The organism is Pseudonocardia kujensis (assembly GCF_021283305.1).
GTDB classification, from domain to species: Bacteria; Actinomycetota; Actinomycetes; order Mycobacteriales; family Pseudonocardiaceae; genus Pseudonocardia; species Pseudonocardia kujensis.
The window spans coordinates 78,315-94,145 of the sequence record NZ_JAJSOK010000010.1 but is presented as its reverse complement, the minus strand read 5'-3'; the positions used below and the strand labels follow the sequence as shown (position 1 = coordinate 94,145).

General features: G+C 72.8%; 12 protein-coding genes. 3 read left to right on the top strand and 9 right to left on the bottom strand.

Annotated elements, in window-relative coordinates:
- The first annotated feature begins 87 nt into the window (after positions 1 to 87).
- Complete coding sequence (locus tag LWC35_RS10035) at positions 88 to 561, top strand: hypothetical protein (protein WP_232869774.1); 474 nt, start codon at positions 88 to 90, stop codon at positions 559 to 561.
- Between the two features lie 141 nt (positions 562 to 702).
- Entirely contained in the window at positions 703 to 5,079 is a 4,377-nt protein-coding gene (locus LWC35_RS10030; protein ID WP_232869773.1) for an HAD-IC family P-type ATPase, read from the top strand.
- Positions 5,080 to 5,457: 378 nt separating this feature from the next.
- Here LWC35_RS10030 and LWC35_RS10025 read toward each other — a convergent pair whose 3' ends face one another.
- Complete coding sequence (locus LWC35_RS10025) at positions 5,458 to 6,183, bottom strand: DUF4118 domain-containing protein (protein WP_232869772.1); 726 nt, start codon at positions 6,181 to 6,183, stop codon at positions 5,458 to 5,460.
- Between the two features lie 104 nt (positions 6,184 to 6,287).
- A complete protein-coding gene (locus LWC35_RS10020; RefSeq protein ID WP_232869771.1) occupies positions 6,288 to 8,246 on the bottom strand; it encodes a potassium transporter Kup in 1,959 nt (652 codons plus the stop codon).
- A 131-nt stretch (positions 8,247 to 8,377) separates the two neighbouring features.
- On the opposite strand from LWC35_RS10020, the gene LWC35_RS10015 reads away from it, so the two are divergent.
- Positions 8,378 to 8,686: a hypothetical protein gene (locus tag LWC35_RS10015; RefSeq protein ID WP_232869770.1), complete on the top strand. Its 309-nt coding sequence runs from the start codon at positions 8,378 to 8,380 to the stop codon at positions 8,684 to 8,686.
- A gap of 193 nt (positions 8,687 to 8,879) precedes the next feature.
- Here LWC35_RS10015 and LWC35_RS10010 read toward each other — a convergent pair whose 3' ends face one another.
- From LWC35_RS10010 to LWC35_RS09980, 7 genes are all read right to left on the bottom strand, one after another.
- Positions 8,880 to 10,283 carry an amidase gene (locus LWC35_RS10010; protein WP_232869769.1) on the bottom strand — a complete coding sequence of 468 codons (1,404 nt, stop codon included), beginning with the start codon at positions 10,281 to 10,283 and terminating at the stop codon, positions 8,880 to 8,882.
- A gap of 17 nt (positions 10,284 to 10,300) precedes the next feature.
- Positions 10,301 to 10,567, bottom strand: coding sequence for a hypothetical protein (locus LWC35_RS10005; RefSeq protein ID WP_232869768.1), 267 nt, complete (start codon positions 10,565 to 10,567; stop codon positions 10,301 to 10,303).
- Positions 10,564 to 11,352 carry an alpha/beta fold hydrolase gene (locus LWC35_RS10000; protein WP_232869767.1) on the bottom strand — a complete coding sequence of 263 codons (789 nt, stop codon included), beginning with the start codon at positions 11,350 to 11,352 and terminating at the stop codon, positions 10,564 to 10,566. Before LWC35_RS10000 ends, LWC35_RS10005 begins: the two co-directional genes overlap by 4 nt.
- 68 nt (positions 11,353 to 11,420) lie before the next feature.
- The gene (locus LWC35_RS09995; RefSeq protein WP_232869766.1) at positions 11,421 to 12,194 is read right to left on the bottom strand and encodes an IclR family transcriptional regulator; all 774 of its coding nucleotides are present in this window, start codon (positions 12,192 to 12,194) and stop codon (positions 11,421 to 11,423) included.
- Between the two features lie 64 nt (positions 12,195 to 12,258).
- Positions 12,259 to 13,293 carry an alcohol dehydrogenase catalytic domain-containing protein gene (locus LWC35_RS09990; RefSeq protein WP_232869765.1) on the bottom strand — a complete coding sequence of 345 codons (1,035 nt, stop codon included), beginning with the start codon at positions 13,291 to 13,293 and terminating at the stop codon, positions 12,259 to 12,261.
- Positions 13,293 to 14,474 carry a M20 family metallopeptidase gene (locus LWC35_RS09985; RefSeq protein ID WP_232869764.1) on the bottom strand — a complete coding sequence of 394 codons (1,182 nt, stop codon included), beginning with the start codon at positions 14,472 to 14,474 and terminating at the stop codon, positions 13,293 to 13,295. The genes LWC35_RS09990 and LWC35_RS09985 overlap by 1 nt, the downstream gene beginning before the upstream one ends.
- Before the next feature lie 11 nt (positions 14,475 to 14,485).
- A complete protein-coding gene (locus LWC35_RS09980) occupies positions 14,486 to 15,787 on the bottom strand; it encodes an MFS transporter (RefSeq protein ID WP_232869763.1) in 1,302 nt (433 codons plus the stop codon).
- Between the last annotated feature and the right edge of the window lie 44 nt (positions 15,788 to 15,831).

Genomic DNA, 15,831 nt, shown 5'->3' with positions numbered 1-15,831 from the left:
CGGCTTCTGTTCATCACTGGTTTGCGTCACAGTCAGCAGGGCATGCGGACGGGTCGGCGGCAGTGCGCGGTGAGGCGGGGTGAAGTCGTGGCGGGTAGGGCCAGGCAGGCGGAGAAGAGCGCGGGCGAGGGCATGGCGGAGGTGGCGGCCGCGCCGGACGACGGTGGCACCGCCACGGAGACCGAGCAGGTGCGTCCGGACCGACCGGGAGAGGGTCGCTTCGAGGGGCACCGGTCGGCGACGGTGAACCTCCCGTTCGTGACGGCGCAGTTCCGTGCGCCGGATCTGCACGCCCCGAGACGTGGGGACCTCGAGGCGGCGGCCCGAGGTGCGCGGTCCATGCTGCCCTCGGGGAGGTCACTGCTGTTCTTCGGCGGCCTCGCGGTGACGGCGGCGGTTGGGGTGATCGAGTGGCCCGTCGCGGCCGCGATCGGTGTCGGGAGCGCGCTCGCGAGCCGGGGCAGGGCGGACGTGACCCCACGACCGGGGCAGGAGCAGCCGGTGCGGGCGGAGACCGGTGATCCGGCCGAGGCCGGTGGCGGCCGAGGCGGAGCGTCGTGACCGGAGCGTCCTGATCCGGTTCGGCGGGTCCCGTCGGAGGTGCACACCTCCGGTGGGGCGGTGTCCCCGGACCCGTGCACACGGCCGCCGGTACGGGGGCGGCGCGTTGTCTCTCCGACGCCGTGACCGCGGGAGTACCTCGTGCTGCAGCGCATGGTCGACCTGGCCGCCGCGACCGCCGGGACGATTGCCGGCACCGTCGTCGGTCTGGCCGACGGCGTCGTCGACGTGTTCTCGATGGTCGGGTCCGGGATCGCGTCGGCGTCGTCGGCGCGGGTCCACCTGCCCGTACGGGGTGTCCATGCCGACCCCGACGTGGCGGCGGCCGTCGAGCGGGCGATCGAGCGGCACGAGGGCGTGCGCCGCGCCGAGGTGAACGGCGTGCTCGGCTCGGTGATGATCGAGTTCGACGCGGACCAGGTACCGCGGCGCCGGATCGCCGAGGTCGTTCTGATGGCCGAGGAGGAATGTGGCCTCGCCACCGCGCCGCGCTCGGGGCGCGAGCATCCCGGGGACCCGGCCCGCGCGCTGCGGGAGGCGGCCCTGCTGTGTCTGCACGGCGCCGGCCTGGCCTACAGCACGGCGGGACGGGCAGTGCCCCTCCTGCCGGTCGCGCTCCTGGGCACGGTGGCCTCGTTGATCGACTCCACGCCTCGGCTGCGCGGGTTGCTGGTGGCAGCGTTCGGAGACCCGGTGACCGACGTGGTGCTGAACGGCGCCGCGGCGTTCTCCAACGCGACCGGCAGGCGGCCGGTCGGGCTGACGGTCGACGCCTGCCAGCGGTACGTCCTGCACCAGGAGGCCCATGCGCGGCGGAAGGCCTGGACGGCGTGGGAGAGCGCGCTCGCGGCCGTGGAAGGCGGCCACCGCGCTGCCACGGTCGCGGAGCGCCCTCGACCCGTGGCCCTGCCGCGCGGGCCGGTGGAGAAGGAGACCGACCGGGCCGCGGGACTCACCATCGGAGGCAGCCTCCTGCTGGGACTGGCCGGACCGCGGCCGCTGGCCGGCGCGGCACTCGCCGCCGGCGTGCCCAAGGCCGCGCAGGTGGGCCGACAGGCCTTCGCCGCGCGCGTCGGGCGTGACCTGGCCGGGCGGGGGAGCCTGCTGATCGACCCGGCAGCCCTGCGGCGCCTCGACCGGGTTTCGACGATCGTGCTCGACGAAGACGTGCTGTGCACCGGACGTCACGTCGTCGATGAGGTGGTCCCCGTCCTCGCGTCGACCGAGGGCGAGACGTCCGAACTCGTCGAGCGCGTACACGACCTCGTCGACCTGCGCCGGCCGAGGCGGCGTCGGGCCAGGGGGGCCTGGTCGGTCGAACCCGTCGGCGACGTCGGGTCGTCGACGGCGCAGGTCCGCGAGGCCGCGACCGAGCTGGGCCGCCGCGCCCCGGTCGTCCTGGTCCTGCGCCGCGACGGCACGATCCTCGCCCTGGTCGGGGTGGCGGAGGAACTGGACCCGTACGCCGAGGCGATCGTCGCGGCGGCCGGCCGCGCGGGCCTGGTGCTGGTGGCGGGGTCGCGGCAGCTGGCGCGCCGCCTGGGCGCCGACGGCGAGGTGAGGAGTGGAGCGGAGCTGGTCGGTTCCGTCGCCTCCCTGCAGTCCGACGGGCACGTGGTCGGGCTGGTGAGCCGGGACGCGGCTGCCCTCGACGCCGCCGATCTGGCGATCGGGTTCGTGCCGGGTCGTGACGTCGCGCCGCCGTGGACGGCCGACGTGCTGGGCCGCACGGCGGCAGAGGTGTGCCTGGTGCTCGACGCCGTCGAGCCCGCCACGTCGGCCAGCCGGCGGGCCGCGCAGCTCGCGGTCGCCGGATCCGCGCTGGGCGCGGTCCTCGCGCTCCTCGGCCCACCGAGCGGGGCGAGCGGACGAGCGACGGTCGCGGTGCACGCCGCCGCCCTGCTCGCCCTCGGGTACGGGACCTGGAGCGGCTCGGGGCCCGGGCGGCGGCCGGCGCCGGTGCCCTCCGACCGCACTCCGTGGCACGCCATGTCGACGCGTGCGGTCCTGGAGGTCGTGGGCAGCTCGAGGACGGGCCTGACCGAGCAGGAGGCGCGGCGCCGCCGCGGGGAGCAGCCGGCAGCCGCCGACGAGTCCGAGGTCGGCATCGTCCGGGCGGCGATGGAGGAGCTCGCGAACCCGATCACCCCGGCACTCGGGGCCGGGGCCGGGATCTCCGCGGCGACGGGTTCGTTCCTGGATCCCTTGCTCATCCTCGGAGTGCTCGCCGTCAGCGCGCTGATCGGTGGCGGGCAGCGGGTCGGCGCGCAGCGGGCGCTGCGCACCCTGCACCGCGGCACCGCCACCCGGGTACGGGTACGTCGTCGTGACTCCGAGTCCGACCGTCGCAGCGACGAACTGGTCCGCGGCGACCTGGTCCGGCTGCACGCCGGTGACGCCGTGCCCGCCGACTGCCGCGTGCTCACCGCCCACGACCTCGAGGTCGACGAGTCCTCACTGACCGGGGAGTCGGTCCCCGTCCCCAAGACCCCCCGGGCGAGCAACGCCCGGACCTTGGCCGACCGCCACTCCATGCTCTACGAGGGCACCGTCGTCGCGGCCGGGCGCGGGACCGGCGTGGTGGTGGCCACCGGGGCCGCCACCGAGGTCGGCCGGAGCCTGCGCCGCAACGGGGAGGAAGCGCCGCCGACCGGCGTCGAGATCCGGTTGCGCGAGCTCACCGCGCGGGTCCTGCCACTCACGCTCGGGGCGGGTGCCCTGGTGATCGTGATCGACCTCCTCCGCCGACGACCCCCGGCCGCGGCGTTGACCCGTGCGGTCGGTCTGGCCGTGGCAGCCGTGCCGGAGGGCCTGCCCTTCGTCGCCACGGTGGCCGAGCTCGCGGCCGCCCGGCGGCTCTCCGGCCGTGGAGCCCTGGTCCGCAACTCCTCGACGATCGAGGCCCTCGGCCGGGTCACCGCGCTGTGTTTCGACAAGACGGGCACGCTCACGGAGGGCCGGATCAGCCTCCGTCGGATCTCCGACGGCGCCCGCACGGTGACCGTCGACGATCCGGTGCCCGAGGACCTGCGCGACGTCGTGGCCGTGGCCGTCCGAGCGAGCCCGTTCCGGGCGGACGCCCACCAGGTGACCCACCAGACCGACCGGGCCGTCCTCCACGGCGCGGAGCGGCTCGGGATCGCCGCCGAGAACGGCCACGCGGTCGTCGAGCAGATCGACGAGCTGCCCTTCGAGACCCATCGCGGCTACCACGCCACCCTGTGGCAGGGCCGCAGTGGCGGCCGGATCAGCGTCAAGGGCGCCCCGGAGGTCGTGCTGCCGCTCTGCGACAGGAGGCTGCGGAACGGAGAGTCGTCCACCCTGGACGAGCGGGCCCGAGCGGAGATCCACGCCGAGGTGCACCGGCTCGCCCTCGACGGGCACCGGGTGCTCGCCGTCGCCCAGCGCCGTGCGTCCGGACTGTCCGGGCTGGCCGAGGACGACGTGGTCGGGCTCGAGTTCCGCGGTCTCGTCGCCCTGGTGGACCCCGTCCGGCCGACGGCGGCACGCTCGGTCGCCGCGCTGCGCGCCGCCGGCGTCGAGATCGCGATGATCACAGGCGACCATCCCAGCACCGCCCAGTCGATCGCGGCCGACCTCGACCTGCTCGACGGTCGCGGTGTGCTGACCGGCGCCGACCTCGACCGGCTCGACGACGCGCAACTCGGCGAGGCGATGGCCGGCACCGCGGTCTACGCCCGGGTCACCCCCGCGCAGAAGGCCCGCATCGTCCGACTGCTCCAACGGGCGGGCCACGCGGTGGCCGTCACCGGCGACGGGGCCAACGACGCCGCCGCGATCCGGCTCGCCGACGTCGGGATCGCGCTCGGTTCCCGCGCCACCCCGGCCGCGCGGGAGGCCGCCGACGTCGTGATCACCGACGATCGCATCGAGACGCTCACCGACGCCGTCGTCGAGGGCCGGGGCATGTGGTCGTCGGTGCGGGACGCGCTGTCGATCCTGCTGGGCGGCAACGTCGGCGAGGTCGCCTACACCGTCGGCACCGGGCTGGTCGGGGGGCCCGGGAACCTCAACGCCCGGCAACTGCTGCTGATCAACATGCTCACCGACGTGTTGCCGGCCATGGCCGTCGCCGTCCGCCCGCCGCCGGACGTCAGTGCCGAGAGGCTGCTCGCCGAGGGCCCCGACCGCTCCCTCGGCGCCTCTCTGGTCCGCGACATCATCGTGCGCGCGAGCATCACCGCGCTCGCCGCCGGCGCCGCCTGGCTGGCCGCGCGCCCGGTGAGCACCCCCGGGCAGGCCGGCACCACCGGCCTCGTCGCACTCGTCGGCGCTCAGCTCGGGCAGACCCTTGCCGTTCGCGGCCGCACGCCGCTGGTCGCACTGGCGGTCGCCGCCTCGTTCGCAGTGCTCGCGATCGCCGTCCAGGTACCCGGCATCAGCCACGTCGTCGGCTCGCGTCCGTTGCTGCCGCACCAGTGGGGGATCGCCCTGGTCGCCAGCGTGGCCGCCACCCTCGCGCAGCTCGTCGCCCAACGCGTCACGGACCGGACCTGAGCCGGTCCGTCACCGATCGGTCACTCCACGTCCAACTCGATCGTCCCGGGCGGTCACCGTGAGACGTGACGCTCGGTCCACCTCGTCGGAAAGGGGACAGGATGAGCGAGATCCTCACGGCCGTGCTGGTGACCGCCGCCGCGGCGCTCCTGGAACGCCTCGCCGTGCGCCTCGTCCGCACGCTCTGGGACGCCGTCCGTCCGGCCACCGCGTAGCCGGTTCGAGGCAGCCGTCGGGGTCATGCTGCTGGCAGTGGGCTCGCTCGTGGTCGGCGGCATCGTGGCCGTCGCCGGTGGCTCGTGGCCGGTCTGGTGCCTGCGACGAGCGTGAGACCGCACCCTGTTGGAGGGACCGACGAGGTTGTCGACGGTCGAGACCTCACGGCAGGGGGTGTGCGGCACCGATCTGCTCGGCCAGCGACGCCGCGATCTGCCGCTGCTCCAACGAGGGGCGGCGGACCCGAGTAGCGGCGGTGAGCAGGAAGAGGCCGTCGCCACGCCGGGCCGGCAACTCGACGACGTCCATCGTGGGAAGACCGTCGCGGTCGACGTCGACAGGGCCTCCACGCCACGTGACGGCGCCGTCGGGGTGGAGCTGCGGCCTGTCGGGCCGGCTCGGCTCGGTGGTGAAACGGCAGTCGTCGAGGTCGAGGACCTCGGTGATCATGCGCCCCACCGTCGAGACGAGATCTGCGGAGCCGGCTCCGTCGCTCGCCATCCGGGCTGCGGTGGTCAGTCCGACCAGGTAGCCCTCACGCGCCGAGGCGCGCTCCAACTCGCGGTGGCCCCACTGAGCCAGCTCGTTGACCACGATCCCGACGACGAGAAGGAGGGCTGCCGTCTCCACGTCCCTCGGGCTGCGGATGGTGAAGTGGTAGTACGGCGCCGTCAGGAAGAAGTCGAAGCAGGCCGCTGCGACCACCGCCGCGACCACGCCTTCGAGGCGATCACCACGCACCGCCACCGCGACCACCACGAGCACGAGGATCAGCGCCATGCTCGTGTTCGCCGCCCACGGGCGGACCAGGCTCAGGCCTGCGGCGACCGCGAGCGGGAGCAGGACCGCCCACCCCAGCGCCGACGGTCGGGTTTGCTGCCAGGTCACGACCCGGGAGCCAACACCTGGTCGGATGCGAGGACAAGCCGCTCTGACGCGTTCTTGACGCCGGACCACCCGACCGGACGCACCGCGGACGGGACGGTACGGCCTCACAGCTCGACGCGTGAGCCCATCACGACGGTCCGGTCCACGGGCAGCTTGAAGTAGGCGGCCGGGTTGGCGGCGTTGTGGGCGAGCCCGATGAACAGACGTTTGCGCCAGACGTGCATCCCGGGCTGGCCGCCGCGTTCCAGCGACATCCGGGACAGGAAGTACGACGCTTCCGCGGGGTCGACGTCGAGCTCGTCGGCGAGCCCGTGGGCGTGCCGCAGCACGGCCGGGATGTCCTGCTCGTCCTGGAACCCGAAGCGGGCGGCGACGTGGACGATGCCGTCGTCGGCCGGGCCCAGCTGGTCGACGGTCACGCGGTCGGCCATCGGGATGTGCGGGACGTTCTCCGACACCACGGACACGATCACGACGCGCTCGTGCAGGACGCGGTTGAACTCGACGTTGGCCCGCAGCGCCAGCGGAGCGGTCTCGCTGGTCGGGTGCGGGAACACGGCTACTCCGGACACACGCGGGATGCGTTCCACGCGCATCCGCTCGACGAACTCGGTGAGGGAGCCCTCCAGCTCGGCGCGGCGGGCGGTGACGATCCGGCGTCCCCGCTGCCAGGTGGTCATCAGGGTGACGACGACGACCGCCACGAGCAGCGGCAGCCATCCGCCGTGGGTGATCTTGGTCAGGTTCGCGGCGAAGAACAGCAGCTCCAGGCCACCGAACACGACGGCCACGAGCGCGATCCGCCAGCGTGGCCAGCGCCAGGCGGTGCCGGCGTAGACGAGCAGCAGGGTCGTGGTGAGGAGCAGGGTGCCGGTCACCGCGAGGCCGTAGGCCGTGGCGAGCCGGGCGGAGGACCCGAACACCAGGATCAGGACGAGGACGCCGCCGAACAACAGCCAGTTCACCGCCGGCAGGTAGATCTGCCCGCTCTCCCGTTCCGAGGTGTGCCGGACGGTCAGCGGGGGCAGGTAGCCGAGGCGCACCGCCTGGCGCGACACCGAGTACGCGCCGGAGATCACGGCCTGCGAGGCGATCACGGTCGCGACGGTGGCGAGGACCACCAGCGGCAACCGCGCCCAGGCGGGCGCGAGCAGGTAGAAGGGGTTGTCGATCGCCCGCGGGTCGTCGAGGATGAGCGCGGCCTGGCCCAGGTAGTCGAGGATCAAGGCCGGGAAGACCAGGGAGAACCAGGCGAGCCGGATCGGGCGGCGGCCGAAGTGGCCCATGTCGGCGTAGAGGGCCTCGGCGCCGGTGATGGCCAGCACGACCGCGCCCATGGCGATGAAGGCCGTGTACGGGTGGTCGGCGATGAAGGCGAGCGCGTAGGTCGGCGACAGGCCGAGCAGCACACCGGGATGCTGCACGATGTGCGGGACGCCCAGCACGGCCAGCGTCAGGAACCACAGCACCATCACGGGGCCGAACAGCCGCCCGACGCGGTGGGTCCCCCACCGCTGCACCACGAACAGGGCGGTGAGGATCGTGATCCCGATCGGCAGGACCAGCTCGGCCAGCTCGGGCCGGGCCACTTCGAGGCCTTCGACCGCCGAGAGCACCGAGATCGCCGGGGTGATCAGCGAGTCGCCGTAGAACAGCGACGCCCCGAGCACGCCGAGCGCCAGGGCGATCGCCGCCCGCCGGGCGAACGGCGCCGAGACCTTCCGCACGAGCGCGGCGAGCGCCATGATCCCGCCCTCGCCGTCGTTGTCGGCCCGCAGGACCAGCGTGACGTACTTGAGCGTCACGATGATCGTGACCGACCAGAAGATCAGGGAGACGACGCCGTAGACGTCGTCGACCGTGGGCTGTACGGCGTTGTCGTCGATGGAGAAGACGGTCTGCACGGCGTAGAGCGGGCTCGTGCCGATGTCGCCGAACACGATCCCCAACGCACCGAGCACCAGCCCCGCGAGCCCGCCGGAGTGCACGGCCGGGTGCGCCGGCTTCGCAGGCGGGGGCGGCGGCTCGGCCGCGGTCGGTGCGGGCGCCTCGGGCTGATCCACCCGCGCAGTGTGCACCCGCGGCGCGGGCCGGGCATCGCCCGAGCCCGTGGTGCCCCGTCAGGCTGTCCCGTGACCGCCGCTGCCGAGTTGACGCCCAGGTGTCGCCACCGCACCGCCCGGTCGAGGGCGGTGTGAAGAATCTGGTGGACCTTGCGGGTGGTGCTCGCCACCGGCGGGCGGGAGGCGCGACGGGCCCGCGGTCGGCCATTGCACAGCTCGCGGCACTGCTGGAGTCGGGTGTCCAGACGCTCGAGCATCTCGGCGTCGAGCGTGGCCGCCTGATCTCGCCGAAGACCGCCCAGCGGAACCGCTGGGCGGAGGTGGTGCCCCCGGCAGGATTCGAACCTGCGACACCCGCTTTAGGAGCGTTTACCTATCCGTTCACCGTGGCCTCTACGAGCGCGTTCCTCGCATTCCTGGAACAGCGAAAGCCTCGATAGCTCCCCAGCCTCAGCGTTTCGCTCCCACGATGGCTCCCCCGACCCGCGACGCTCCCCACGGCGTTGAGCCCGTGCGACCGGCGGTCCTGGTCGTTGCCAGGTCGGCCTTCAGCCATTAGACGACGGAAGCCGGAGTCATTGTTCAGGAGGTGAATGAGTTCGAGCGAGTCCGGCATGATCAAGGGGTGAGCCATCAGACGCTTACTGGGGTAAGCGTCTCGCCCATCCACCGCGCGATACCGGTCATCCGCGCGTCGGTGCCCGGTTGTCCCAGGACCTGCAGTCCAAACGGGAGGCCGCGGACGGCCATGAGCGGCACGTTCACGGCGGGCGCGCCGAGGAGCGAGCTGGGAAAGTTGAAGGCCGGGTCGCCGGTCGGCCACCGGGAGGGCTCTGTGCCCGGAACGTCGCCGCGCCACACCGGGGCCGGCCCGGTGGAGGTCGGCGCGATGACGGCGTCGATACAGGGTCCGAGGAGGGCGTGCGCTGCCCGGATGAAGACTCGTTCACGCAGCGCGTCGTCGTAGTCCGCAGCGTTCATGCGCTCGGCGGTCTCGATGAAGAACCGTCGTCCGCGAGCGCTGAGGCCGTCGGGATGATCGGCGAGGACGTCGCGGAAAGCCCAGTAGTGCTCCCACGCAAGGATGGCGCTGCCGAGCTCGGACGCGCCCACGAGTGCCTTCTCGAGACGCGCGACCACCGTATCGTCGCGGCGCAGCACCGTGACTCCGTTCACCGCGAGCTGGTCGAGGATTTGGTCGAACGCGGAGCGACTGGCCGCGTCCAGGCGCTCCCAGCCCTCGGTCTCGAGGACCGCGACCGTGCTCGGACGGCGTGGCAGCGGGGGTGACTCGGGCCCGACGAGCGACGGCCATCCCGGATCGCCGCCGGCTCGTCGGGCGATGGCGGCTGCGACCAACCACATGTCCTCGGGGCAGGCGGCCAGCACGCCGTGGGTGGTCATGCTCGCGGTCTGGCGTTCGCCCCGGTTGATCGCGCCCTGGCTAGGCTTGAGCCCCCAGTTGCCGTTGAAGCTCGCCGGCCGCATGAGGGAGCCGCCGGTCTGGGTCGCGATCGTGGCGGGCACCATCCCCGCAGCGACGGCGGCGCCCGATCCGGACGATGAGCCGCCGGGGGTGTGCGCGGGGTCGAACGGGTTGGTGGTTGGGCTTGGCTCCGGGCCGCCGAGCTCGGTCGTCACGGTCTTGCCCACGATCACGGCACCGGCCCGACGGAGCGCCCAGACCGCGGCGTTGTCCCGCTTGGGGAAGTTGCCTGCGAACGCGGCGCAGCCCATCTGTGTGGGCATGTCACGGGTCTCGAGGAGGTCCTTGATCCCGACGGGCAGGCCGTCGACGGCGGAGAGCGGTTCGCCTCGCCGCCAGCGCTCGGTGCTCGCGTCCGCCTGTCGGCGGGCGCTCTCCTCGTCGAGAACCACCCAGGCCCGCACGACCGATTCGCGGTCGGCGATCACGGCGAGGCAGCGTTCGAGGTAGTCGCGGGGCGTGTCCTCGTCCCGGAGGAACGCGTCCGTCGCGGTGTGGAAGCGCAGGCCCTGGAAGGTTGCGGGGTCGTAGCGCGAGGCGGTCGTGGTCACGATGATCTCCAGTTGGCTCAGAGCGTGTACGCGTCGACGACGGTGGGGAGCCGGTGCAGCCGGGCGAGCAGGAGGGCGGCCTGGGACGCGGTGAGGCTGATCGTGGCATCGATCTCGCTCACGGCGACACCGTCGTGCATCCGCACGGCGAGGTCATGCACTCTGTAGCCGCGTCCGCGGAGCAGAGCGACCACCCGGAGGACGCCGTCCATTCCGCCGGCGACGCGGGTGACGACGCTGCGGGAGATCGGGAACTCCGTGGGGCGCAGGACGGGGGCGGTCACGTCACTCTGCCGCCGATTCGGGCGAGGGCATCGAGGATCAGACGTGCCGTCTGGTCGGGAAACTCGACCGGGAAGAAGTGGCTCCCGAGATCCTCGGGTCGGAAGTCGACGCGGTCACCGAACCGCCGGTGGGCGTCCTCGTCGTACAGCGGCCGGGCCGCGATCACCGTGATCGGCTGTGTGGTGGTCGCCAGCGCGGTCTCCATGTCCCACTCCAGCAGCCCACGCAGCCCGGTGAGCCCGGCGGGCTGGCGAACGGACGACATCTGCGCGAACGCCGCCGCCTTCACGTTCGGGTCGGTCTCGGGCACGACGCCGGTGTCGACCAGGGAGCGCACGGCCTCCACGTAGTCCTGGGCGAAGAACGCGACGGTCTGCTCGACGACCTCGGGCGGCTGGAGAGGGTAGATGCCCAGGAAGTGCAGGGCGTCCAGGCCGATCACGGCCTCGACCCGCTCCGGGCGCACGCGGGCCAATTCGACGGCGACCGCGCCGCCCAGCGAGTGGCCGACGAGGATGGCGCGATCGATCCCCGCGGCGTCGAGGACGGCGACCACGTCCGCGGCGAACGCGCCGATCGAGTAGTCGGCGCGTGTGGACCGGGAGTCGCCGTGTTCGGCGAGATCGACCGCCACGACCCGTAGGTGCGCGGGGAGGAGGGGCGTGAGGCCGTCGAAGTCGCGTCGGCTACAGCCGAGGCCGTGCACGAGCACGAGGGCCGGACCGGTGGCCGCACCGGTGACGTCGTAGTGGAGGGTCGTGTCGGTGGACGGGCGAGTCTCCATGTGGACGGGCGAGTCTCCATAATGGACTCCTTGGGGAGGGGCCGGGGGTCCGGGGTGGGACGGGGGCGTCAGCGGCCGGTCAGCGACTCGGCGATGGCCTCGGCCGTCTTGACGGCGTGCGCGCCGTAGCCGGCGACGTCCTCGGGGGCGAAGCGGCTGGAGGGCACCGAGATGGCGAGCGCGCCGATGGGCCTGCCCGCGGAGTTGACGATCGCTGCGCCGATCGCGCTGACGTCCGGGCGCCACCAGGACGAGTCGTTGACCGAGTAGCCCCGCTCGCGGGTGTGCTCGATCTCCCGGTGGAGCCGCGAGAGCGAGGTGGGGGTGCTGTCGGTGTAGGTGTCGAGCCCCCGGCCGAGGAGGGCGTCGACCTCCGGGTCGTCGAGCTTCGCGAGGACGGCGAGCCCGCACGAGGTGGCGTGCATGGGTGCGCGGGTGCCGATCTCGACGAAGGTGCGCACCGCCTGGCGGCAGTCCTCGCGCAGGATGATCACGAGCGAGTCGCCGTCCCGGATGACGAGGTGAACGGTCTCGTTCGTGACGTCCCGGAGCGCCTCCAGGTGCGGCTGGGCCACCTCGCGCAGGCTCTGCTCTCCGGAGCCGGTCAGGCCGATGTCGAGGGGCTTGCTGGTGACCCCCCAGAGCACCCGGTCCGGGTCGACGATACGGAGCCAGCCCGCCTCCCGCAGGGTGAGCAGGCACCGGTGCACGCTGCTCTTCGGCATCCCGGTGGCGCGGGCGAGCTCGGAGACCCCGACCGGCTGCTGCCGGGCGACCGCCTCGAGGACCTGCAGGGTGTTCAGCACGGAGCTGATGCCCTTGCTCGCCTCGGGTCGATCCATCACGGGCTCCTGTCCTGCGGCGCCTGGAACGGTGTGTTCCGTATTGTGGGACAGGCTAACAGTCTCAGTCAACGGACAGCACGACCTTCCCGAAGCGGTCCGAGGACGCGAGCCTCGCCTGGGCGGCGACTGCGTCCTCCAGGCTGTGGACCGAGTCCAGGACCGGGGTGAGGGAGCCGTCCGCCAGGAGCGGGAGGAACTCGGCGATCTCCGCGCGGTTGCCGGTGTGGCACCCGATGAACGTGATCTCACGCCGGTAGAGGCTCCACAGGTCCAGCTCGGCGTAGCGACCGGTGTGGGAGCCCATGCCGAGGACCCGGCCGCCGTGTCGCGCGGCGAGGACGGACTTCTGCACGGTGGCCTCGCCGACGGTCTCGTGCACGAGATCGACGCCGTCCCCGCCGGTGAGCTTGCGGACCGCCTCGTGGAAGTCCGGTTCGGCGCGGTAGTCGACGACCTCGTCCGCGCCCAGGGCTCGGACCCGCTCGGCCTTGCGCTCGCTACCGGTCGTAGCGATCACGGTGGCGCCCAGGGCCTTGGCCACCTGGACCGCGGCACTGGCGACACCGCTGCCCGCGCCCACGACCAGAACGGACTCACCGCGCCGGAGCCCGCCCCGGGTCTTGAGCATGTGCCATGCGGTGAGGTAGGCGACGAGTCCGGCGGCGAGCTGGGTGTCGCTGAGCCGGTCCGGCGCCGGGATGAGGTTGCGGACGGGCAGCGCGATATACTCGGCGTAGGTGCCGTCGAAGTGCTCACCGACGACCTGCAGCCCGCGGCACTCGCTGTCGCGGCCGCTCCGGCAGAACTCGCAGGCGTCGCAGACGAGCATCGGGTTGATCACGACCCGGTCGCCCACTGAGAGCCCGGTCACCCCGTCGCCGAGGGCCGCGACGACCCCCGCACCCTCGACGCCGAGGGTCATCGGCGGGGGCGGGGCCTCCGGGAACCGGCCCTCCCGGATGTTGATGTCTGCCCGGTTCAGGGCCGCCGCCCGGATGCGGACGAGCACCTCACCCGGGGCGGGTTCGGGGGTGGGGACCTCGGTGACCCCGAAGACCTCGGGACCCCCGAAGGCGCTGATGCGGGCTGCTCTCATCACTGTGCTCCTGTCCAGCGGAAGGCGCCGCTCGCGGTCAGCCGGCCGCGGAGCCGGTCGTCCTGCGCGGCGTCGGCGATCGTCCAGGCGAGGGCGAGCCCGCCGTCGTGCACGGCCCGGTCGCCCTCCGGGCCGCAGGCGGTGCGGGCGAACGCGGCGGTGTGATTGCCCTCCTCGGCGGGCCGGTCGAAGGAGAGGACGGGATGGATGGCGGGCATGTGCACCGACACCTCGGCCATGTCCGTCGAGCCGAGGGACCGGTCGGCGTAGTCCGGGAAGGTCCGGCCCAAGGCCTCGGCGTTGCTCCGGAAGAGCCCGGCCAGGTCCGTGTCGTGGCGGAACCCGTTGAGCCACATCAGGGGCTCGGAGACCTCCAGGCGCACCCCGGTGGCCAGTGCCCCAGCCTCGAAGCAGTTCCGCACGCGCGCCCAGAGGGCCTCGACCTCGGCGAGGGTGTCGGAGCGGACCCCGACCTCGACGACGGCGTGCCCGGGGATGACGTTGACCGCGGTGCCCGCCTCCTTGACCACGACGTGGATGCGGTCGGAGTCCTTCTTCTGCTGGCGCAACAGCCCCACGGCGACCTGGGCGACGGTCACCGCGTCCGCCGCGTTCAGCGCGTCGAACGGTCGGGACGCGTGCGCGGTCCGGCCGTGGTACTCCACCGTCCAGGTGCCGAGCGCCCGGATGTGCGGGGTCGCCATGTCCTTGAGCGTGGGGTGCATCATCAGGGCCGCGTGCAGCCCGTCGAACACGCCCTCGCGCAACAGGATCGCCTTCCCAGCACCGCGTTCCTCGGCCGGTGTGCCCAGGAGTCGTACGCTCAGCCCGAGCTCGTCGGCGACGGGAGCAAGGGCGAGCGCGGCGCCGACGGCGCTCGTCGCGATCACGTTGTGCCCGCAGCCGTGGCCGATCCCCGGCAGCGCGTCGAGCTCGGCGCAGAGCCCGACGGCCAGCGACCCGGACCCGACGGTCGCGGTGAACGCGGTGTCGAGTCCGCCGACGCCCTCCTCGACCACGAACCCGCCGTGGTCGCGCAGCAGGTCGACGATCGCCGCGGCGGTCTTGTACTCCTCGAACGCCAGCTCGGGGTGCTCGCCGATGCGGCGCGACAGCGCGAGGACCTCGGGCTCGTGCCGGGCGAACTCGGCGGCGATCCGGTCCTTCACCGGTGACGTCACGGGGTGGCTCCTCACGTGCTGGGCAGCGGGTCGGGGGCCGGCTCGGCATCGGCAGTGGGGTCCACGGCCTGGGCCCGGCCGTGGGTCTCCGGGAGTGCGACGACGACGACCACGAGCGCGAGCGCCGCGATCACGGTGATGTACCCGCCGGGGGCCAGCCTGCCGAACTGGGTTGTGAGCAGGGCGCCGACGAGCGGTGCCGTGCCACCGAAGACGGCGTAGGCGATGTTGTAGGTCAGCGCCGTGCTCGTCGCCCGGATCCGCGGCGGCACCAGCTCGACGGCGGTGATAGTGGCGGTCATGCCGACCAGCGCCGACGGGACGACCAGCAGGATCAGCGCGACGATCGTGGACCAGAGCGAACCGATGGACGCGATCAGGTAGGCGGGCAAGGACCCCAGCACGGCCACGACGACGCCGGCGATGAGCAGGGGCCTGCGCCCGATCCGGTCGGACATCGCCCCGGTGAGGACGGACAGGCAGGCGCAGATCAGCAGGGCGACGCCGCTCGCGACCAGAACGGTGATAGAAGGCAGCCCGGCCGTGGTCGTCAGGTAGGTGGGCAGGTAGCCGAGGAAGTTCTGGGACACCACGGCGAGCAGCGAGAAGATCGCGAGCAGCAGCAGGAACGACCGGGTGTTGCGGAAGGAGTCCCGCACGGGCGTCGCCGTCGTCTCACCGCGCTCCTCGAGGTCGCGGAAGGTGCTCGACTCGGACAGCCGCAGTCGCATGTAGAGCCCGATCAGTGCCATCGCGCCCCCGATGAAGAACGGCAGCCGCCAGGTCCAGTCCTGGTAGGCCGCACTCGACGCCGACTGCAGGCCGAGCAGCAGGAACGAGGCGAGGGCGGCACCGATGAAGGTCGCGCTGCCGACCGCGCTGGTCCACAGGCCGCGTCGGTCGGGTGGAGCCTGCTCCATCACGTAGGAGGCGGCGCTGGTGTACTCGGCCCCCATCGAGAGCCCTTGGGCGGTCCGGCACAGCAGCAGGAGGATCGGCGCGACGATCCCGGCGGTGCCGTAGGTGGGCAGCACGCCGATGGCCGCGGTCGCCACCGCCATGATCAGGACCACGGTGGACAGCGCGGTGCGCCTGCCGAGCCGGTCGCCGATGCTGCCGAACACGGCGCCGCCCAGCGGGCGGACCACGAACGCCAGCCCGTAGACGGCCAGTGTGGACAGGATGGCCAGAGCGGGGTTCTCGGCCGGGAAGAAGTGTTTGGCGATGATCACGGCCGAGTAGCCGTAGATCACGAAGTCGAACGACTCGACGGTGTGGCCGACCATGGCCGCGCCGAGGACCTTCTTTTGCATGAGTGACTCCGGTGGGAGCAGGGTACGTCCCGACGCCTCGTGGG

Excerpts from the sequence above, each read along its gene's own strand:
- LWC35_RS09995 (WP_232869766.1), bottom strand. The coding sequence starts at position 12,194 with ATGGATCGACCCGAGGCGAGCAAGGGCATCAGCTCCGTGCTGAACACC.
- LWC35_RS09980 (WP_232869763.1), bottom strand. The coding sequence starts at position 15,787 with ATGCAAAAGAAGGTCCTCGGCGCGGCCATGGTCGGCCACACCGTCGAG.
- LWC35_RS10000 (WP_232869767.1), bottom strand. The coding sequence starts at position 11,352 with ATGGAGACTCGCCCGTCCACCGACACGACCCTCCACTACGACGTCACC.
- LWC35_RS09990 (WP_232869765.1), bottom strand. The coding sequence starts at position 13,293 with ATGAGAGCAGCCCGCATCAGCGCCTTCGGGGGTCCCGAGGTCTTCGGG.